18 protein-coding genes, 1 tRNA gene and 3 pseudogenes are annotated in these 18301 nt (G+C 49.4%); 13 read left to right on the top strand and 9 right to left on the bottom strand.

Annotated features, from left to right (window positions below; genetic code table 11):
* Nucleotides 1-140 precede the first annotated feature (140 nt).
* Nucleotides 141-311, bottom strand: a pseudogene (locus HV352_RS03800) (type IV pili twitching motility protein PilT); the annotation flags it as partial.
* On the opposite strand from HV352_RS03800, the gene HV352_RS03795 reads away from it, so the two are divergent.
* From HV352_RS03795 to hemW, 5 genes are read left to right on the top strand one after another with little or no spacing between them, the layout of a single operon-like run.
* Nucleotides 284-988 carry a YggS family pyridoxal phosphate-dependent enzyme gene (locus HV352_RS03795; protein ID WP_047414022.1) on the top strand — a complete coding sequence of 235 codons (705 nt, stop codon included), beginning with the start codon at nucleotides 284-286 and terminating at the stop codon, nucleotides 986-988. The pseudogene HV352_RS03800 and the gene HV352_RS03795 overlap by 28 nt on opposite strands.
* Nucleotides 989-1006: 18 nt before the next feature.
* Complete coding sequence (locus HV352_RS03790; protein ID WP_181635209.1) at nucleotides 1007-1573, top strand: YggT family protein; 567 nt, start codon at nucleotides 1007-1009, stop codon at nucleotides 1571-1573.
* Nucleotides 1570-1860: a DUF167 family protein YggU gene (yggU, locus tag HV352_RS03785; protein ID WP_005123286.1), complete on the top strand. Its 291-nt coding sequence runs from the start codon at nucleotides 1570-1572 to the stop codon at nucleotides 1858-1860. The genes HV352_RS03790 and yggU overlap by 4 nt, the downstream gene beginning before the upstream one ends.
* Before the next feature lie 7 nt (nucleotides 1861-1867).
* Nucleotides 1868-2461 carry an XTP/dITP diphosphatase gene (locus HV352_RS03780; RefSeq protein ID WP_016154402.1) on the top strand — a complete coding sequence of 198 codons (594 nt, stop codon included), beginning with the start codon at nucleotides 1868-1870 and terminating at the stop codon, nucleotides 2459-2461.
* The gene (hemW, locus tag HV352_RS03775; protein WP_149382390.1) at nucleotides 2454-3590 is read left to right on the top strand and encodes a radical SAM family heme chaperone HemW; all 1137 of its coding nucleotides are present in this window, start codon (nucleotides 2454-2456) and stop codon (nucleotides 3588-3590) included. The genes HV352_RS03780 and hemW overlap by 8 nt, the downstream gene beginning before the upstream one ends.
* 257 nt (nucleotides 3591-3847) lie before the next feature.
* Here hemW and ansB read toward each other — a convergent pair whose 3' ends face one another.
* From ansB to trmB, 4 genes are all read right to left on the bottom strand, one after another.
* The gene (ansB, locus tag HV352_RS03765) at nucleotides 3848-4894 is read right to left on the bottom strand and encodes an L-asparaginase 2 (RefSeq protein ID WP_016154404.1); all 1047 of its coding nucleotides are present in this window, start codon (nucleotides 4892-4894) and stop codon (nucleotides 3848-3850) included.
* A gap of 188 nt (nucleotides 4895-5082) precedes the next feature.
* Nucleotides 5083-5802, bottom strand: a complete 720-nt coding sequence (locus tag HV352_RS03760; RefSeq protein ID WP_181635208.1) for a DUF2884 domain-containing protein — start codon at nucleotides 5800-5802, stop codon at nucleotides 5083-5085.
* A 49-nt stretch (nucleotides 5803-5851) separates the two neighbouring features.
* Entirely contained in the window at nucleotides 5852-6178 is a 327-nt protein-coding gene (locus HV352_RS03755; RefSeq protein ID WP_137367014.1) for a YggL family protein, read from the bottom strand.
* The gene (gene trmB / locus HV352_RS03750; RefSeq protein ID WP_016154407.1) at nucleotides 6178-6897 is read right to left on the bottom strand and encodes a tRNA (guanosine(46)-N7)-methyltransferase TrmB; all 720 of its coding nucleotides are present in this window, start codon (nucleotides 6895-6897) and stop codon (nucleotides 6178-6180) included. Before trmB ends, HV352_RS03755 begins: the two co-directional genes overlap by 1 nt.
* 160 nt (nucleotides 6898-7057) lie before the next feature.
* On the opposite strand from trmB, the gene mutY reads away from it, so the two are divergent.
* The 4 genes from mutY (at nucleotide 7058) to HV352_RS03730 (ending at nucleotide 11060) form a co-directional block, all read left to right on the top strand.
* Complete coding sequence (gene mutY, locus HV352_RS03745) at nucleotides 7058-8110, top strand: A/G-specific adenine glycosylase (RefSeq protein WP_032932009.1); 1053 nt, start codon at nucleotides 7058-7060, stop codon at nucleotides 8108-8110.
* A 27-nt stretch (nucleotides 8111-8137) separates the two neighbouring features.
* Nucleotides 8138-8413: an oxidative damage protection protein gene (locus tag HV352_RS03740; RefSeq protein ID WP_016154409.1), complete on the top strand. Its 276-nt coding sequence runs from the start codon at nucleotides 8138-8140 to the stop codon at nucleotides 8411-8413.
* A gap of 94 nt (nucleotides 8414-8507) precedes the next feature.
* A complete protein-coding gene (gene mltC, locus HV352_RS03735; protein WP_016154410.1) occupies nucleotides 8508-9593 on the top strand; it encodes a membrane-bound lytic murein transglycosylase MltC in 1086 nt (361 codons plus the stop codon).
* 210 nt (nucleotides 9594-9803) lie between these two features.
* Nucleotides 9804-11060 carry a nucleoside permease gene (locus HV352_RS03730; protein WP_016157449.1) on the top strand — a complete coding sequence of 419 codons (1257 nt, stop codon included), beginning with the start codon at nucleotides 9804-9806 and terminating at the stop codon, nucleotides 11058-11060.
* Nucleotides 11061-11115: 55 nt separating this feature from the next.
* Here the strand turns inward: HV352_RS03730 and HV352_RS03725 are convergent, their stop codons facing one another.
* Complete coding sequence (locus HV352_RS03725; protein WP_075847606.1) at nucleotides 11116-13251, bottom strand: ornithine decarboxylase; 2136 nt, start codon at nucleotides 13249-13251, stop codon at nucleotides 11116-11118.
* A gap of 468 nt (nucleotides 13252-13719) precedes the next feature.
* On the opposite strand from HV352_RS03725, the gene HV352_RS03720 reads away from it, so the two are divergent.
* From HV352_RS03720 to HV352_RS03705, 4 genes are all read left to right on the top strand, one after another.
* Nucleotides 13720-14427, top strand: coding sequence for a DUF554 domain-containing protein (locus HV352_RS03720; RefSeq protein WP_046274954.1), 708 nt, complete (start codon nucleotides 13720-13722; stop codon nucleotides 14425-14427).
* Between the two features lie 105 nt (nucleotides 14428-14532).
* Nucleotides 14533-14608: transfer RNA gene (locus HV352_RS03715), tRNA-Phe, on the top strand.
* Between the two features lie 625 nt (nucleotides 14609-15233).
* Nucleotides 15234-16310 (top strand): methyl-accepting chemotaxis protein, encoded by a 1077-nt coding sequence (locus HV352_RS03710; protein ID WP_049270274.1) that lies wholly within the window; start codon nucleotides 15234-15236, stop codon nucleotides 16308-16310.
* A 48-nt stretch (nucleotides 16311-16358) separates the two neighbouring features.
* The gene (locus tag HV352_RS03705) at nucleotides 16359-16955 is read left to right on the top strand and encodes a dienelactone hydrolase family protein (protein WP_019077656.1); all 597 of its coding nucleotides are present in this window, start codon (nucleotides 16359-16361) and stop codon (nucleotides 16953-16955) included.
* A gap of 55 nt (nucleotides 16956-17010) precedes the next feature.
* Here the strand turns inward: HV352_RS03705 and HV352_RS03700 are convergent.
* From HV352_RS03700 to HV352_RS03690, 3 genes and pseudogenes are all read right to left on the bottom strand, one after another.
* A pseudogene (locus HV352_RS03700) lies at nucleotides 17011-17175 on the bottom strand (VasL domain-containing protein); the annotation flags it as partial.
* Nucleotides 17176-17340: 165 nt separating this feature from the next.
* A pseudogene (locus tag HV352_RS03695) lies at nucleotides 17341-17505 on the bottom strand (IS3 family transposase); the annotation flags it as partial.
* A gap of 120 nt (nucleotides 17506-17625) precedes the next feature.
* Entirely contained in the window at nucleotides 17626-18213 is a 588-nt protein-coding gene (locus HV352_RS03690) for a MarR family winged helix-turn-helix transcriptional regulator (RefSeq protein WP_049268881.1), read from the bottom strand.
* Between the last annotated feature and the right edge of the window lie 88 nt (nucleotides 18214-18301).

Below are 18301 nucleotides of genomic sequence, written 5' to 3'. Positions count from 1 at the left end.
CCCAAATTTTATAACTGTAGAATATTTACACTGGGGCAAACTGGAGCTGAATAAAACGAATTGAAAATCCTGTCAGTTAAATCTGTTTACGTCCTCCTACAGACTCACATTTTTATACTCAGCCTATCTGCAGCCTTACCAGGCGTAGTAAATGGTGCGGTTTCGACTTTTCCACCTATGCGCCAGCGCGCAGGCCATGCATTGCACAGGTGTAGATCCGACACGTTATGCTTTACACTAAGGGCCACTATTTCTTCCATATTCATATGAACATCCTCGGAAAATGAACGATATCGCGCATAACCTGGCACATGTCCGGGACAAAATCTCAGCCGCCGCGACGCGTTGCGGGCGGTCTTCAGAAGAAGTTATGTTGCTTGCAGTCAGCAAAACCAAACCTGCGAGCGCCATCGAAGAAGCCATGACCGCAGGGCAGCGTGCCTTCGGTGAAAACTATGTCCAGGAAGGGGTGGATAAGATCCGCTACTTTCAGGAAAAAGGCGTTAACGATCTGCAGTGGCACTTTATCGGCCCGCTGCAGTCGAACAAAAGTCGTCTGGTCGCTGAACATTTTGACTGGTGCCATACGATTGATCGTCTGCGTATCGCTGCCCGTCTGAGCGAACAGCGCCCTGCGGAACTGCCGCCGCTCAATGTGTTGATTCAGATTAATATCAGCGATGAGAACAGTAAGTCAGGTATTCCGCTTGCAGAGCTTGACGCACTGGCCGCTGAAGTCGCCGCGCTGCCACGCATTACCCTGCGTGGTCTGATGGCGATTCCGGCGCCAGAGTCAGATTATGTAAGGCAGTTTGAAGTTGCACAGCAAATGGCGGTAGCATTTGCCGGGTTGAAAACACGCTACACAAGTATCGACACGCTCTCACTGGGGATGTCTGATGATATGGATGCCGCCATTGCGGCGGGTAGCACGATGGTGCGCATCGGCACTGCCATTTTTGGTGCTCGTGATTACACTAAAAAATAAGGAAAACTAAGGAACACCATGAATACGTTGACCTTCCTGCTCTCAACGGTAATTGAGCTGTATACCATGGCGCTGCTGCTGCGCGTGTGGATGCAATGGTCTCGCTGCGATTTCTACAACCCGTTCTCGCAGTTTATTGTGAAAATCACTCAGCCCATTATTGGGCCGTTACGCCGTATCATTCCCCCGATGGGGCCAATTGACAGCGCATCGGCATTAGTTGCGCTCGTTCTGAGCTTTATCAAGGCCATCGTGCTGTTTAAGGTGGTTACGTTCCAGCTGATCATCTGGATCGCCGCCGTGCTGATTGTCCTGAAGACTATCGGACTGCTGATTTTCTGGGTTCTGCTGGTGATGGCGATTATGAGCTGGGTCAGCCAGGGCCGCAGCCCTGTGGAGTACGTGCTAATTCAACTGGCGGATCCGCTGCTGCGTCCTATTCGTCGCTTACTTCCAGGCATGGGCGGGATCGATTTCTCGCCAATGATCCTGGTTCTGCTGCTGTATGTCATTAACATGGGCATCGCAGAAGTGTTACAGGCGACAGGTAACATGCTGCTGCCGGGGCTGTGGATGGCGCTATGAGTGCCGTTACCCCCTGCGATGACGGTCTGGTTTTACGGCTCTACATTCAGCCTAAAGCCAGCCGTGACAGTATTGTAGGTTTACATGGCGACGAACTAAAAGTCGCCATTACCGCCCCGCCGGTTGATGGGCAAGCCAATAGCCATCTGGTGAAGTTTCTCGGCAAACAGTTCCGCGTGGCAAAAAGCCAGGTCGTCATTGAGAAGGGCGAGCTTGGTCGTCACAAACAGGTTAAAATCATTCATCCGCAACAGATCCCGCCCGAAATTGCGGCGCTAACTGATTAGGTATCCCATGCAAAAAGTTGTCCTCGCGACCGGCAACGCCGGTAAAGTGCGTGAACTCGCCTCTCTTCTGAGTGATTTCGGTCTTGATGTTGTCGCTCAAACAGATCTGGGTGTTGATTCTGCAGAAGAGACCGGGCTGACGTTTATTGAGAACGCCATTCTGAAGGCACGTCATGCCGCGCAAATTACCGGTTTACCCGCCATTGCTGATGACTCCGGTCTGGCGGTAAATGCCCTTGGCGGCGCGCCGGGCATCTATTCAGCCCGCTATTCCGGCGAAGATGCAACCGATCAGCAGAACCTGGAAAAACTGCTCCACACCCTGCAGGATGTTCCTGATGACAAGCGCCAGGCACAATTCCACTGCGTGCTGGTATATATGCGCCATGCAGACGATCCAACACCTGTGGTTTGCCACGGACGCTGGCCGGGCGTTATTGCCCGTGAACCTGCCGGAAACGGTGGTTTTGGCTACGACCCAATCTTCTTTGTGCCCTCTGAAGGGAAAACCGCCGCCGAACTGACCCGCGAAGAAAAGAGCGCGATTTCTCACCGCGGACAAGCGCTGAAGCTGCTGCTGGATGCCCTGCGTAATGGTTAAGCTTCCGCCGTTAAGTCTTTACATACACATCCCGTGGTGCGTGCAGAAATGCCCGTACTGCGACTTCAACTCGCATGCGCTTAAAGGCGAAGTCCCTCATGACGACTATGTGCAGCATCTGCTGAGCGATCTGGATTCTGAGGTGGCCCACGCCCAGGGCCGTGAGGTAAAGACGATTTTTATCGGTGGTGGTACGCCGAGCCTGCTTTCTGGCCCGGCAATGCAAACGCTGCTCGACGGCGTGCGCGCACGGCTGAATCTCGCCGCAGATGCAGAAATCACGATGGAGGCGAATCCCGGTACGGTGGAAGCCGATCGCTTTGTGGATTATCAACGTGCTGGCGTAAACCGTATCTCCATTGGTGTACAGAGCTTTAGCTCCGCCAAACTCGAACGTCTGGGACGTATTCACGGACCGGAAGAAGCCAAACGTGCAGCGCACCTGGCGAGCGGTCTGGGACTACGCAGCTTTAACCTCGACCTGATGCACGGTTTACCGGATCAGACGCTGGAAGAGGCGCTGAGCGATTTACAGCAGGCCATCGCGCTCAACCCGCCGCATCTTTCCTGGTATCAGTTGACCATCGAGCCGAATACGCTGTTCGGGTCCCGACCACCGGTATTACCGGACGACGACGCGCTGTGGGATATTTTTGAGCAAGGCCACCAGTTGCTGACCGCCGCGGGGTATCAGCAGTACGAAACCTCAGCCTACGCCAGACCGGGTTATCAGTGTCAGCACAACCTAAATTACTGGCGTTTTGGCGACTACTTAGGCATTGGTTGCGGCGCGCACGGCAAAGTCACTTTCCCTGACGGTCGCATCCTGCGCACTACCAAAACGCGACATCCGCGCGGATACATGCAAGGACGTTATCTGGAAAGCCAGCGAGATGTCGCCGAGGCCGATAAGCCGTTTGAGTTCTTTATGAACCGTTTCCGGCTGCTGGAAGCCGCGCCTCGCGCGGAGTTCACGCAATATACCGGGCTTATCGAAGACGTTATTCGTCGACAGATCGATGAGGCCATTGCCCAGGGCTACCTGAGTGAATGCGATGAATACTGGCAGATTACCCAACACGGTAAGCTATTTTTGAATTCGCTGCTGGAGCTGTTTCTGGCTGAGTGATGCTCGATGCGCCCACGGGCGCATTATTGACAGGTGTGTCTTTAGTGGCCAGCATGGCGGAAAACTTTACAGGATGGCCTTTCGTCCAGGTCTTTCAAAACTTTTATAATCCCCGACCATTCCCACTAAGGTGTATAAATATGCAAAATAACGATCGGCAATCATCATAACCACAAAAATGATGAGTGAATTAATCGTTACGCATATTCAGAAGATTTTGAGAAAACGCCCCAGTCGAATGACCGGGGCCGGAGTGATTAATACTGATTAAACATTTCCTGGATCTGCTTAGGATCCTTGGTTTGGGTCAGAGCCAGTTGCAGCAGAACACGCGCTTTTTGCGGGTTCAGAGAGCCTGACGCCACAAATCCGTATTTCGCATCATCAACTTCAGCATCCTGGGTGGTAGCGCCCGTTGGTACACGGGATGAACGCACCACAACGGTACCTTTATGCGCGGCAGTTGCCAGCGTATCGAAAATGGTTTTATACAGGTTACCGTTACCTACACCCGCACTGACGATCCCGGCGTAACCCGCGTCTACCAATGCTTTGGCTGGCAGATCGGAGGCGTTAGCGTAGTTGTAAACAATCCCAACTTTCGGCAGCTCGGTCAGCTTAGATACATCGAACGGCGTGGATGTGGTGTGCTTACGCGCAGGCGTACGCTGGTAGTCGATTTTACCGTTATGGATATACCCCAGCGGACCATAGTTAACAGATTTGAAAGTAGCGACATCCGTGGTGTTAGTTTTGGTCACGTCGCGACCATCCATAACGGTGTCGTTCATCACCACCAGCACACCACGGTTGGCAGAGGCTTTGTCTGCGGCGGTTACCACGGCGTTATACAGGTTGAAAGGGCCATCAGCGCTCATACCCGTAGACGGACGCATTGCGCCGACCAGCACCACCGGCTTGTTGCACTTGACGGTGAGATCGAGGAAATAGGCGGTTTCTTCCATGGTATCCGTACCATGTGTTACCACGAAGCCGTCAGTTTTATCACACTCGGTATTAATCTTTTTCGCCAGCGTTAGCCAGACTTCGTCATTCATATCCTGGGAGCCGATGTTTACCACCTGCTCGCCTTTCACAACGGCGATATCTTTCAACTGAGGTACGGCATCAACCAAATTTTCTACGCCGACTTTGCCTGCCGTGTAGTTAGATTTTGTTGCGGAGTCACCGCCGCCAGCAATCGTCCCGCCGGTAGCTAAAATAGTGATATTTGGCAGTGCAAGCGCCGCGCCGCTGAAACCCATAACCAGTGCGGCAAGTGCCGTTCTCTTGAAAAACTCCATGTTATTTCTCCAGTTACTTGAATTTGCAGCATTATGTCTATCTTACAGATGAATAATGTGACGCCATCCAATTAACCAGATTTATATCTCCATCAAATTGTTATTCTTAGAGATGGATATCAAAAAAACAGAAAAATACAAAATAAAACGGCACAGAATGTTTCTGTGCCGTTAAAAAGAGGTGAAGATTATTTCAGATTGCTAACCAGCGTTTTACGATCGTTTTCCAGCGTCACGACGCGGGCACAAACATCTTTGCCAAACTGCTGGAAGTCTTGTTCCTGATTCTTCCATTCGTTCTGAATTGAGGTTTGCAAACCTCCGAGGCTTCCGAGCACGCCCTGCAGCGGATTACCACCGCCTTTGAGCACAGCTTTCGCCCCCATCTCGTTGATGCTGTCCTGCAAAATACCGCCCATCGCCTGATTGACCAGCTGTTGTCCATCCGCGCGAACCTGATCAATCGCCTTATAATGGAAGGTCAGGCCGTCAGTACGATGCTCAATAATGCGGTTCATCTGCTCTTTCAATTGCACATCCAGCTTAGTTAAGCGGCCACGCATGTTGCTGCTTTCGCCGACCTCTTTGGCGATGATTTTATCCAGCGCCACGCGACCTTTCTCCACGCGCGCTCTGGCACCTTCATCAATCCACGGCAAGCTGCTACGCAACGCCGCCTGATAATCTTTGGCCTGTTCACGCTGCGCGGCGTTCAGGTTGTACTGTTTACCGTTAAAGGTGACATCACCGGCCTGGGTAATGACCATGTTGCCGTTCTCACCCTTCACCTGTACCGTTTGTGGACTCAAAATCACATCGTCACGCGGGGTGACGCTGCACTGATAATCAGCATGTGCGGCCATCGCCGTGAACGTTAGGACTGCCGCCAGCAGCGTTTTGCGCATCATATCTTTCCCTCAATACAAATTGGGCCGGCATTTGCCGACCCTTTGCTACTTAGTCCCACCAAATATCGAAAAGTTCGCTGGTGCGCACTTCTTCGAGTTTGTGCTCTTCCAGCCACTTACGCACGATAGCCTGATGTTCTTCGGTGCATTTGCCGATTTCCTGCATACAGATCAGACCTTCCCAGGCCAGATAGCCGCTGCCGTCAAAGGCCAGCTTGTTCGGTTCGATAACTTCATTGATAAAATCATCAACGATTTGATCGACCTGCTCTCCAGATGTACCTTCCGGGAAACGCCATGCAACCGAAAATCCTACTTCCTGGAATTCGTCGATGTGCATTTTTTTACGCAGACGACGGCTACGGTTCTTTGCCATTATTTCACCCTCTCGAACATTAAGTCCCATACGCCGTGGCCAAGACGATGACCACGTTGTTCAAATTTGGTTACCGGGCGCGATTCCGGGCGCGGTACGTAATCGTTACTCTCTGACTGGTTTTTATACCCGTCAATCGAGGACATCACTTCAAGCATGTGCTCTGCATAGGCTTCCCAGTCGGTTGCCATGTGGAACACGCCGCCCAGCTTCAGCTTGCTTAAGATATGCTCAGCAAACGGTACCTGAACGATACGGCGTTTATTATGACGTGCTTTATGCCACGGGTCAGGGAAAAACAGCTGAACCATAGATAAAGAATTGTCAGGAATCATTTTATGCAGGACTTCGACGGCATCATGGCACATGACACGCAGGTTCTCGACGCCCTCTTCATGAGCTGAAGCCAGACACGCGCCAACGCCCGGTGAGTGAACCTCAATGCCGAGGAAATTTTGCTCCGGACGCGCTTTCGCCATCGCCACCAGCGAAGCCCCCATACCAAAACCAATTTCAAGCGTGACTGGCGCATCGCGACCAAACAGCGCAGCGAAATCCACAGGTTCTTCGCTGAACTCAACGCCCATCACCGGCCAGTAGTTTTCCAGCGCGTGTTCCTGCCCTTTCGTCAGTCGCCCCTGGCGACGAACAAAACTACGAATCCGGCGCAACGGGCGGCCGTTTTCATCAAATTCCGGTGAAATGACGTCGTTCTTCATAAAAGTTTAGTCTGCTGTGTTTGAGTTCTGAAAACGGGCATTATCCAAAGTTAGTTGCCGGATGCAAGTAAAGGAAGAAAGTGAGCAGCGGAAAGTTCCGGTTTACACCCCGTTGCCGCTGTGCTGCAATCTTGCCCCCGGCAATAATGAAACGGTAATCATGCAAGCGTCTCAATTCTCGGCTCAGGTTTTGAGCTGGTACGACAAATACGGGCGGAAAACGCTGCCCTGGCAAATTGATAAGACGCCTTACAAAGTATGGCTCTCTGAGGTGATGCTGCAACAAACTCAGGTTGCGACCGTTATCCCCTACTTTGAGCGCTTTATGGCGCGCTTCCCAACGGTAACGGATTTAGCCCATGCGCCGCTGGATGAAGTCCTGCATTTATGGACCGGGCTGGGCTATTACGCTCGAGCGCGTAATCTGCATAAAGCCGCGCAACAGGTTGTGACGCAGCACGGCGGCTCATTCCCGCAAACCTTTGATGAAGTGGCAGCCCTGCCAGGCGTCGGACGTTCAACTGCAGGCGCGATCCTTTCGCTCTCCCTGGGTCAGCATTTTCCGATTCTTGACGGTAACGTCAAACGTGTGCTGGCTCGCTGTTATGCTGTAAGCGGCTGGCCGGGTAAAAAAGAGGTCGAAAAGAAACTGTGGGAGTTGAGCGAGCAGGTTACGCCAGCCCATGGGGTTGAGCGGTTTAATCAGGCGATGATGGATTTAGGCGCCATGGTCTGTACGCGCTCAAAACCCAAATGTTCCCTGTGTCCGTTGGAAAATGGCTGTGTGGCGAGCGCCAATGCAAGCTGGGCGCTGTACCCAGGTAAAAAGCCCAAACAGACATTACCAGAACGGACGGGCTATTTTTTACTGATGCAGCATGAAAACGAGGTGTTGCTCGCGCAGCGACCACCCAGCGGTTTATGGGGTGGCTTATACTGTTTTCCGCAGTTTGATGATGAGGATGGGCTACGCGACTGGCTGGCGCAACGGCAAATTAACGCAGATAATCTGACCCAACTTAATGCGTTTCGCCATACCTTTAGCCATTTCCACTTAGATATTGTGCCTATGTGGCTTCCCGTGTCCTCATTCACCTCATGCATGGATGAAGGCAACGCGCTCTGGTATAACTTAGCGCAACCGCCGTCGGTCGGACTGGCGGCCCCCGTGGAGCGTTTGTTACAGCAATTACGTGCCGGCACACAGGTTTAACGTACCGGTCGATAAAGAGGATTTTTTATGAGCAGAACGATTTTTTGTACTTTCCTGCAACGCGAAGCAGAAGGACAGGATTTTCAGCTGTACCCGGGCGATCTGGGAAAACGCATCTATAACGAGATTTCTAAAGAAGCATGGGCGCAATGGCAGCATAAACAAACCATGCTGATTAACGAGAAGAAACTCAATATGATGAACGTTGAACACCGTAAGTTACTGGAACAGGAGATGATTAACTTCCTGTTTGAAGGTAAGGATGTGCATATTGAAGGCTATACGCCTGAAGAAAAAAAATAAGCATCGCTTGCTGGCAATCTCGTAGGCCGGATAGGGTGCTTGCACCGCCATCCGGCAAAACGATACAACAACAAACACAACACGCACTCCCGGAATGATGAAAAAATTTCTCGCGCTTGCCGTTATCGCGCCGTTGCTCATCTCCTGTTCCAGTTCGACCAAAAAAGGCGATTCCTATAACGAAGCCTGGGTCAAGGATACCAACGGTTTTGATATTCTGATGGGGCAATTTGCCCATAACATTGAGAATCTGTGGGGATTTAAGGAAGTGCTGATTGCGGGTCCGAAGGACTACGTAAAGTATACCGATCAGTATCAAACCCGCAGCCATATCAATTTTGATGACGGTACGATAACCGTCGAGACCATTGCTGGGACAGATCCAGCCGGACATCTGCGTCTAGCGATTATCAAGACGTTGCTGATGGGTGATGATCCGGGTTCTATCGACCTCTATTCCGATGTCGACGACATTAAGATTTCCAAAGAGCCGTTCCTGTACGGGCAGGTAGTCGATAATACCGGCCAGCCTATTCGTTGGGAGGGACGTGCAACCAACTTTGCCAACTACCTGCTACAAACGCGACTGAAAAAGCGCAGCAATGGCTTGCGTATCATCTATAGCGTGACGATCAATCTGGTCCCGAACCACCTTGATAAGCGCGCGCATAAATACGTCGGCATGGTACGTCAGGCTTCACGTAAGTATGGCGTCGACGAGTCGCTGATTCTGGCCATCATGCAAACCGAATCCTCGTTTAACCCGTATGCGGTCAGCCATGCCGATGCGCTGGGACTCATGCAGGTGGTACAACACAGCGCCGGAAAAGATGTGTTCCGTTCCCAGGGGCGCTCAGGCACGCCAAGCCGTAGCTTCTTGTTTGACCCGGCCAGCAACATTGATACCGGTACTGCCTATCTGGCAATGCTGAATAATGTCTATTTGGGCGGCATTGATAATCCGACCTCGCGTCGCTATGCGGTGATCACCGCGTATAACGGCGGCGCGGGCAGCGTGCTGCGCGTGTTCTCGAACGATAAAATACAGGCCGCAAACATCATTAACAGCATGTCCCCTGGGGACGTTTATCAAACGCTGACCACCCGACACCCATCTGCTGAATCACGCCGATATCTTTACAAGGTCAATTCCGCACAAAAATCATATCGTCGCCGCTAATGTATCCCTCTCTTGCCCCCTAAAACGGGGGCCTGAAGAGGGAAAAACGTTAACTCCATCACTCTTTTGCTTTGCAATCCGAAATTGTTTGCAAATATTTGTCACAGGTAACAAAAAAAGAGTGCCTCTCGTTGATAGAATCACATCATATAGCCACGGCAAATGTGCCTTTTAAAACATTCATCCGCATTACGGTGTGAGGAAATTAACATGAATCTTAAGCTGCAGCTGAAAGTTCTCTCGTTTCTGCAGTTCTGCTTATGGGGTAGTTGGCTCACTACCCTCGGCTCCTATATGTTTGTCACCCTTAAATTTGATGGTGCATCCATTGGCGCGGTGTACAGCTCGCTGGGGATCGCCGCCGTGTTTATGCCTACGCTGTTAGGGATCGTGGCTGACAAATGGATCAGTGCAAAATGGGTGTACACCATTTGTCACCTGGTCGGCGCAGCAACGCTGTTCGCCGCAGCCGAAGTCACCACGCCAGGTGCCATGTTCTTTGTGATCTTGCTTAACTCCCTGGCCTATATGCCAACGTTGGGGTTAATCAACACCATCTCTTACTATCGCCTGCAATCAGCCGGGATGGATATTGTTACAGACTTCCCGCCAATCCGTATCTGGGGCACCATCGGCTTTATTCTGGCGATGTGGGCGGTAAGCTTCTCCGGCTTTGAACTGAGCCATATGCAGCTGTATATCGGCGCGACGCTGTCCGTCGTATTGGCGCTGTTTACCCTGACGCTGCCGCATATCCCGGTCGCCAATCAGCAGAAAAACCAGAGCTGGTCTTCCATGTTGGGCCTGGATGCCTTCGCGCTGTTTAAAAACAAGCGTATGGCGATTTTCTTCATCTTCTCTATGATGCTGGGCGCAGAGCTGCAAATTACCAATATGTTCGGTAATACCTTCCTGCACAGCTTCGATAACAATCCGCTGTTCTCCGGCAGCTTCATCGTTGAACACGCGTCGGTGATGATGTCGATTTCGCAGATCTCCGAGACGCTGTTTATCCTGACCATCCCGTTCTTCTTAAGCCGTTACGGTATTAAGAACGTGATGCTTATCAGTATCGTGGCGTGGATGCTGCGCTTTGGCCTGTTTGCCTACGGCGATCCAACACCGTTTGGTACCGTGCTGCTGGTTCTGTCGATGATTGTTTACGGCTGCGCCTTCGACTTCTTCAACATCTCTGGCTCCGTGTTTGTAGAGAAAGAGGTTCGCCCTGAAATCCGCGCCAGCGCACAAGGCATGTTCCTGATGATGACCAACGGCTTCGGTTGTATTCTGGGCGGTCTGGTGAGCGGTAAAGTAGTTGAACACTATACGCTGAACGGTATTACCGATTGGCAGACCGTGTGGCTGATCTTCGCAGGTTACTCGCTGGTTCTGGCTTTTGCCTTCGTTGCGCTGTTTAAATACAAACACGTACGCGTTCCGGCAGGCGCCCAGACTATCGCGCACTAATCTTTATTGATTAAATAGGGTCACCTGATGGTGGCCCTATTTGGTCAGATGACGCTTACTTCAGAACATATCCATACAGACGTTTAATACCGTCTGCATCCGTTTCACTGTAAACCCCTTGCAGCTCCGGCGAGAAGCCCGGTAGCAGGTTTATGCCCTCTTCCAATGCCAGGAAGTAACGTTGCACCGCCCCGCCCCATACTTCGCCCGGTACCACGCACAGTACGCCCGGAGGATAAGGCAGCGCGCCTTCTGCCGCAATGCGACCAGCGGCATCACAAATACGCACCAGTTCAACATCACCGCGGATAAAGGCGCTGTTAGCATCCTGCGGGTTCATCGCCACGGCAGGTAAACTCTCCTGACGGAACATCGCTTTTTGCAGATCTTTCACATCAAAGCTGACGTACAGTGAGTGCATCTCCTGACACAGTTCACGCAGCGTGTAATCCCGGTAACGTACCGGATACTTGTTGAAGATGGTGGGCAGCACGTTTGCCAGCGGCGTATCGTCTTCAATATGCTGCTCAAACTGCGCCAGCATCGCGACCAGTTGCGCCAGTTTCTCAGCGCTTTCTGCTGGGGTCAGCAGGAACAGAATCGAGTTAAGGTCGCATTTCTCCGGCACGATACCGTTTTCACGCAGATAATGCGCCAAAATCGTCGCCGGAATACCAAACTCAGTATATTGCCCGGTTTGCGCATCAATGCCCGGAGTGGTTAACAGCAGTTTGCAGGGATCGACAAAATACTGGTCGCGTGCATATCCAGAAAAACCATGCCATTTAGCACCAGCTTCGAAGCTAAAGAAGCGACGCTCGCTGGCAATCACCTGTGTCGGATAGCTTTCCCACGGTTTGCCATCTACTACCGGAGGAATAAACGGTTGAAGCAGCTTACAGCGGGTAATAATCGCTTTGCGGGCCTCGATCCCCAGCGTCACACATTCCGCCCATAGCCGACGGCCGCTCTCGCCTTCATGGATTTTGGCGTTAACGTCCAGCGCCGCAAACAGCGGGTAAAACGGGCTGGTGGAAGCATGCAGCATAAACGCATTGTTCAGACGCTTATGCGGGCAGAACCGCGCCTGGCCGCGAATATGGTTATCCTTTTTATGGATCTGCGAGGTTTGCGAGAATCCGGCCTGCTGTTTGTGTACCGACTGAGTGACAAAAATCCCCGGATCGTTAGCATTGAGCTCCAGCAGCAGCGGTGAACCATCGGCCATCATCGGGATAAATTGCTCGTAACCGACCCATGCGGAATCAAACAGGATGTAATCGCACAGGTGACCGATCTTGTCGATCACCTGCCGGGCGTTGTAGATCGTACCGTCATAGGTACCCAACTGAATGATCGCCAGACGGAACGGGCGCGGTTGATCAGCCTTTTGCGGCGCAACTTCTCGAAGTTGCTGGCGCAGATACTCCTCATCAAAGCAGTGCTCATCAATGCCGCCAATAAAGCCAAACGGATTACGCGCCGCTTCCAGATAAACCGGCGTAGCACCCGCCTGGATCAGCGCCCCGTGGTGGTTCGATTTATGATTATTGCGGTCAAACAGCACCAGATCGCCGCGCGTCAGCAGCGCATTGGTGACCACTTTATTGGCCGCAGAGGTCCCATTCAGCACAAAGTAGGTTTTATCCGCGTGGAAAACTTTCGCGGCAAATTTCTGCGCATGTTTCGCTGATCCTTCATGAATCAACAGATCGCCAAGCTTAACGTCAGCGTTGCACATATCCGCGCGAAACAGATTCTCACCAAAGAACTCATAGAAATGTCGGCCCGCAGGATGCTTCTTAAAAAACTCACCGTGTTGGTGTCCCGGGCAGGCAAACGTGCTGTTCCCCATTTCGACATACTGGGTAAGCGTGTCATAGAACGGCGGCAGCAGCTCTTCCTCATACTGACAGGCAGCAGATTCCAGCTCCAGCCAGTCCTGAGCCTGACCGCGAATTACCGCATTAACGCCCGCAGGCACATCAACATCAGACTCTGCGAACAGAAACACAGGTAGATGAAAACCGGTGCGTTTCAGCAAAGCCAGGATCCCACTGCGGCTGTCCGCAACGGTAATGACGACTGCCGCAACGTCAGTAAAATCAGTACTGTCCAGCGACACCACCTGACGATGGCTGGACAGACGAGAAACCAGTTCACTACTGGCGGCAATTTTCATTGATTTCATAAGCGCAATAACCCGTTTCGGGAAAATCAAAAGTCCCGGACAACGCCGCATGGCTTTGCCCACGAAATGACAGGTCAAACTGGTTACCAGCCCCGCCCGCCAGACATCAGTAAAAGCAGATAGCCTCTGATTTTACTGTTATCCTGCAGTGAGCGTGCGCTGCCCTCACCGCATGGTGGGAGCGTAAAGATAAGTCGCGGGAAGGGGCAAACGTCGCGCAAAAAGGCGATGTTGAAGGCGATGTAGGGGGAGTAATATCATCCCAGGCAGCCCCATTCAGACAGGAGAAAATTCGCGCAATCATGGCACCTTTCACTTACAGGCGCAAGATAAAATCCTGTGCGGAAACCTTACAGATAAGCAAGCATTTCGTCTGAAAGTTGCGGCATAATAATGCAATCTGAAACATAATTTCACCCAGCTAATTGCCTTTAGTATCAAGACGATGATGGGTATGCAGGAGCAAATGTGGTAATCGGACCCTTTATTAATGCCAGCGCTATTTTATTTGGTGGCATTCTCGGCGCGCTGCTCAGCCAGCATATACCAGAACGTATTCGGGTCTCCATGACCTCAATTTTCGGGCTGGCCTCGTTAGGGATTGGTATCTTGCTGGTTATCAAATGCGCCAATCTACCGGTGATGGTTCTGGCAACGCTGGTCGGCGCGTTAATTGGCGAGTTCTGTCATCTCGAAAAAGGGATCAATGCCGCGGTAGCCAAAGCGCAGCAGGTTTTCACCCGCTCGGACGCCAACGTTACGCACGAATCCTTTATTCAAAGCTATGTGGCTATCATTGTGCTGTTTTGCGCCAGCGGTACCGGGATCTTCGGTGCGATACATGAAGGGATGACCGGCGACCCGAATATTTTAATCGCCAAGTCATTTTTGGATTTCTTCACGGCCATCATTTTTGCCTGTTCGCTGGGAATCGCGGTATCCGCCATTTGCATGCCGATGCTGGCAATCCAGTTAACGCTTGCCACCTGTGCAGCACTGATTTTACCCCTGACGACGCCAGCTATGATGGCCGATTTCAGCGCCGTAGGCGGTCTATTGCTGCTGGCAACCGGTTTGCGTATTTGCGGCATCAAGATGTTTGCGGTTGTGAATATGCTTCCTGCCCTGCTGCTGGCAATGCCGCTTTCCGCCGCCTGGACGGCATTTTTTGGCTGAGAATGCGTGCATTAGCAGCAATGTGGTGATAGATTGTGCAGTCTGCATTGATTTGAAGAAATTTCGTTGACGAAGCGAAGCGAATCGGGTTTAATGCGCCTCGTTGCCCGGATAGCTCAGTCGGTAGAGCAGGGGATTGAAAATCCCCGTGTCCTTGGTTCGATTCCGAGTCCGGGCACCACTATTTAAAGAACCCGCCCTAGAGGCGGGTTTTTGCTTTTGGAGAAACGGACTCTCCATCAAGCTCCGTTCGATTATTCGTCTCCAGCGGCTCACCCCTGCGGGGCCAGCGCGACAAGCGCGTTGTTCACCGCCTGCTGCGTTAGTCCGGATCCGGGCACCGCTGTTATTATAAATACATTAATAATGTTGCATTTTAACCGGCGGTTATCACATTCTCAATTTTGGTCATGTACTCGATATATAGTGATACATCTAACCACTCTCTGAATTTTTCAATGCACACATAAATGATGTAATCCAACTACACATCCAGGCTGGAGAGTGATATCACAGGAATATTTAGGTTAAGCTAAAATATAAAACTAACAGATGGAGATTTTAATACTCTGAAATATCATTATCTGTAGTGTTCAACTGAAGTATAATCCTTATCTTAATAGATAACACGCGCATTTAAAAAACACCAGGCCATTTCTGTAAAATAATTCAACAAAACAATTATCAAGAAATTATAATACATCAAATAATACTAATTAAAAATATATTGACGTAATCTATAACATAGGCGATAAACTATTAAACCATTATTTTCTTAAACCTATTATCGAAAAAGGATTGATAAGATGATCAGGAAAATTATCGCTAAGATAGTTAAAAGAAATAGTAACTATAATTACAACACTTCTTCCGACATCATCGAAGCTGACACCCCCATCGCTGAACAAAAAGCAGAAAACTACAATAAAATCATCTGCCATCATTTCACTTCTGGCATATCAACACTCAACCTGATCAGAACATCATTAATTTCAACTCATGAACAATTAAATACAGAAAAAGATAAAATAACAGAACTAAACGCACAAAATAATAAAGCAATGCATTCCCTTGAATCACTCGTTATTGAGATCAATGAGGCAGGCAAAGAATCAGCAGAAATTCAAAAACAAATGACTCATCTGAAGTTATCACTGACTGAAATTAATGATGCAATTAAAGACATACAAAAAATTGCCAATCATACAAATCTAATCGCAATAAATTCAGCGATTGAAGCTGCCCGAGTAGGTGAGGCGGGAAGAGGATTTAGCGTTATATCTAAAGAGGTTAGACAACTAGCTGAAAATGTTAAAATGTGCACTAACCATATATTTTTGCAAACGGAAATCCTCCAGAATAATGGTTCTACGGTTGATACATCCATCGAAGCACAGCTAGCAATAATCACGAAAATCACTCAGCATATGAATGAAGTTGTTTTTTCTATTAAAAGTGTAATTGAAAAATCAGCCGCAATGAAGGCAATTATTGACTACATATCAAATTTACTATTTTTAAGTATCATTAAAATGGATCATGTTATCTGGAAAATAGATCTATATAAAAAACTTACCGAGAATAAATTAGATGATACGTTGACATCATATAGTCAGTGCAGATTGGGGAAATGGTATTACGGTGATACTGGAAGATGTTTCGCTCATTTAACGGGATTTAAAAATCTGGAGGATCCTCACCAGATGTTACATAACTCCGGCGTTCTTGCAATCGAGTATTCGATTTCTGGCGACCATGAGCATATGTCCCTGGCGTTAAAAAGAATGGAACAGGCCAGTGATGAGGTAATGAATCAGCTCGAGATTCTTGGCAACGAGATTTTCAGAGAGGTTGTAAAATTTACGCCCGGTGATAACCCTTGACAAACTTTATTATTAGAATAGATAGTTAAAAACTACGGGAGACAGTTGATGTATACTCTATTATCTAAAAATGAAAATGCTGTGATAGTTTTACATGAAATTTATGGATTGAATAATCATATCAAGCAAGTATGTAAAGAACTGCACAATACAGGACTTGATGTATATTGCCCCAATTTTTTGAACCGCGAAGAACCTTTCTCATACGATCAACATAGCCAGGCATACGATTATTTCATGAAGTTCTGCGGATTCGATACATCAATGATCTTCGATTTACTGATAAGAATACGTGATCATTATAAAAAAATAATAATCGTCGGATTCAGTGTTGGAGGGACATTAGCATGGCTTTGTTCGGAGAATACACATTGCGATGGTATCGTCAGTTTCTACGGAAGCCGTATACGTGATTATACTGATATAATGCCCAACAGCCCAACACTGGTTATCCAGGCGAAATATGAAGAAGCCTATGATCCTTACTTTCTCCAGCATAAACTCCGTCAGTATCCACTAGTATCGTTTCATATACTCAACAGCCGTCACGGATTTTGCGATCCTTATAATAAGGCATACAATCCGCCTGAATCAGCGAAAGCGCTGACTCTTTCGCATGATTTTATAACGAAGATCATTAACTAAGTTAATATAAAACGTCTGACTCATTTGATGGTCTTTGGCTGGCTTATTTCCAGTGCTACCGCCCTCGAATGGCATTTTGTTTCAGCAGCGTATAACGATTAAGAAGCTGGTTAAGCCGCATATCGAGCTGCTGATACAAAGCGGGTGATACACTCCCCTGTTTTTTTAATTCCTCATCGATTTGACGCAACAATTCTTCTGTCGGTGGCGTTTTCAGCGTCATAATAATGCAGGGTTAAATCATTCATATTTATTCTGCTTAGTAAATTGCTGCGTGTTAAACACTGAAGCAGACTCCGGGAGTCTGGCACGGGTAAGGAAAGCGCCATACACGATGACAAATCGCCAGTCACAAGAAATTCAATCGGTGCAATCAGCTTGCCCTCATCCGGAAGCCTCTCAGCGTTGCCATGGTCACGATACTTCTTGCGCCAGCAAAACATGGTTGATGTTATGCAACGCCAGAACCTGACGGCGTAATACAGCCCGTCTGCCGTCTGGTTTTTCAGGGGGGTTAACTGCTGCGATGAACCCCGAACACGTGGCAGAGTGAGCATATCACCTATGTTCAGGTGGCCAAATTCAGTGTTCCACTACAAAATCCAGAGAATGCGCATACCATTTTCTGGATTTTTTTATGTCCGCACTTTACCCGTTCAAAAGCCAGTATCTAGCCCTTTCTCTCATTCTGAGCGCTAACGCTGCAACTATTTTCCGGCTCCTCAAATTCACGACAAATTAATGTGATACTTTCCATGGGAATCGGCTCTTCTGTTAGACCACACCAGGGATGCCCATTTATCGACTGATGAAAACGGCAAAAACGGCACTCACCAAACATTCTGGCCCCCTGATTTTTCTGCATACTCCGAAGATGGGCCAGAAAAACTGTTTTCAGCTGTTCCTCAGAAAAAGCTAATGAATCCCACGGCTCCTGCAGTGTCTCCTGCATGATGCTATGCATCACTTCACTCGCTTTGGATGTCAGAATCAGATGGACAACCCGTTTATCCTTACCGTCATTTTCTCTTCTAATCCAACCTTCACGCTCTAGTTTATTCAGGGACTGCGATACCGTGCCTTTAGTCAGCCCGAGGTATTCCGTGGTTGCAGCGGGCGTATTGGAATAACCATTGCATCGCGTTAAATAGAAAAGAATCTGAACCCATGTTGTGGGGAGTCCTTTCAGTTGCGGATGGCGATAAAAGCTGCCCATTTGCAGGCTCACCAGGCGTTCAAGAATATCAAAGAGTGTCACAGTTACCTGCCTCTGCTTGCCGGGATACGTGCTGGATAAACAAACGTCCAGACTTTCTAACGATAGGGATTTACTGTCATCAATAGTA

It is taken from the genome of Citrobacter sp. RHBSTW-01044, from assembly GCF_013781945.1.
GTDB lineage: Bacteria > Pseudomonadota > Gammaproteobacteria > Enterobacterales > Enterobacteriaceae > Citrobacter > Citrobacter braakii.
The sequence above is the reverse complement of the archived record's forward strand: the minus strand, read 5'-3'. Positions and strand labels throughout refer to the sequence as shown.

What these genes read in the sequence shown, in the direction of transcription:
- HV352_RS03795 (WP_047414022.1), top strand. Translation starts at nt 284, where the DNA reads ATGAACGATATCGCGCATAACCTGGCACATGTCCGGGACAAAATCTCA.
- HV352_RS03790 (WP_181635209.1), top strand. Translation starts at nt 1,007, where the DNA reads ATGAATACGTTGACCTTCCTGCTCTCAACGGTAATTGAGCTGTATACC.
- yggU (WP_005123286.1), top strand. Translation starts at nt 1,570, where the DNA reads ATGAGTGCCGTTACCCCCTGCGATGACGGTCTGGTTTTACGGCTCTAC.
- HV352_RS03780 (WP_016154402.1), top strand. Translation starts at nt 1,868, where the DNA reads ATGCAAAAAGTTGTCCTCGCGACCGGCAACGCCGGTAAAGTGCGTGAA.
- hemW (WP_149382390.1), top strand. Translation starts at nt 2,454, where the DNA reads ATGGTTAAGCTTCCGCCGTTAAGTCTTTACATACACATCCCGTGGTGC.
- ansB (WP_016154404.1), bottom strand. Translation starts at nt 4,894, where the DNA reads ATGGAGTTTTTCAAGAGAACGGCACTTGCCGCACTGGTTATGGGTTTC.
- HV352_RS03760 (WP_181635208.1), bottom strand. Translation starts at nt 5,802, where the DNA reads ATGATGCGCAAAACGCTGCTGGCGGCAGTCCTAACGTTCACGGCGATG.
- HV352_RS03755 (WP_137367014.1), bottom strand. Translation starts at nt 6,178, where the DNA reads ATGGCAAAGAACCGTAGCCGTCGTCTGCGTAAAAAAATGCACATCGAC.
- trmB (WP_016154407.1), bottom strand. Translation starts at nt 6,897, where the DNA reads ATGAAGAACGACGTCATTTCACCGGAATTTGATGAAAACGGCCGCCCG.
- mutY (WP_032932009.1), top strand. Translation starts at nt 7,058, where the DNA reads ATGCAAGCGTCTCAATTCTCGGCTCAGGTTTTGAGCTGGTACGACAAA.
- HV352_RS03740 (WP_016154409.1), top strand. Translation starts at nt 8,138, where the DNA reads ATGAGCAGAACGATTTTTTGTACTTTCCTGCAACGCGAAGCAGAAGGA.
- mltC (WP_016154410.1), top strand. Translation starts at nt 8,508, where the DNA reads ATGATGAAAAAATTTCTCGCGCTTGCCGTTATCGCGCCGTTGCTCATC.
- HV352_RS03730 (WP_016157449.1), top strand. Translation starts at nt 9,804, where the DNA reads ATGAATCTTAAGCTGCAGCTGAAAGTTCTCTCGTTTCTGCAGTTCTGC.
- HV352_RS03725 (WP_075847606.1), bottom strand. Translation starts at nt 13,251, where the DNA reads ATGAAATCAATGAAAATTGCCGCCAGTAGTGAACTGGTTTCTCGTCTG.
- HV352_RS03710 (WP_049270274.1), top strand. Translation starts at nt 15,234, where the DNA reads ATGATCAGGAAAATTATCGCTAAGATAGTTAAAAGAAATAGTAACTAT.
- HV352_RS03705 (WP_019077656.1), top strand. Translation starts at nt 16,359, where the DNA reads ATGTATACTCTATTATCTAAAAATGAAAATGCTGTGATAGTTTTACAT.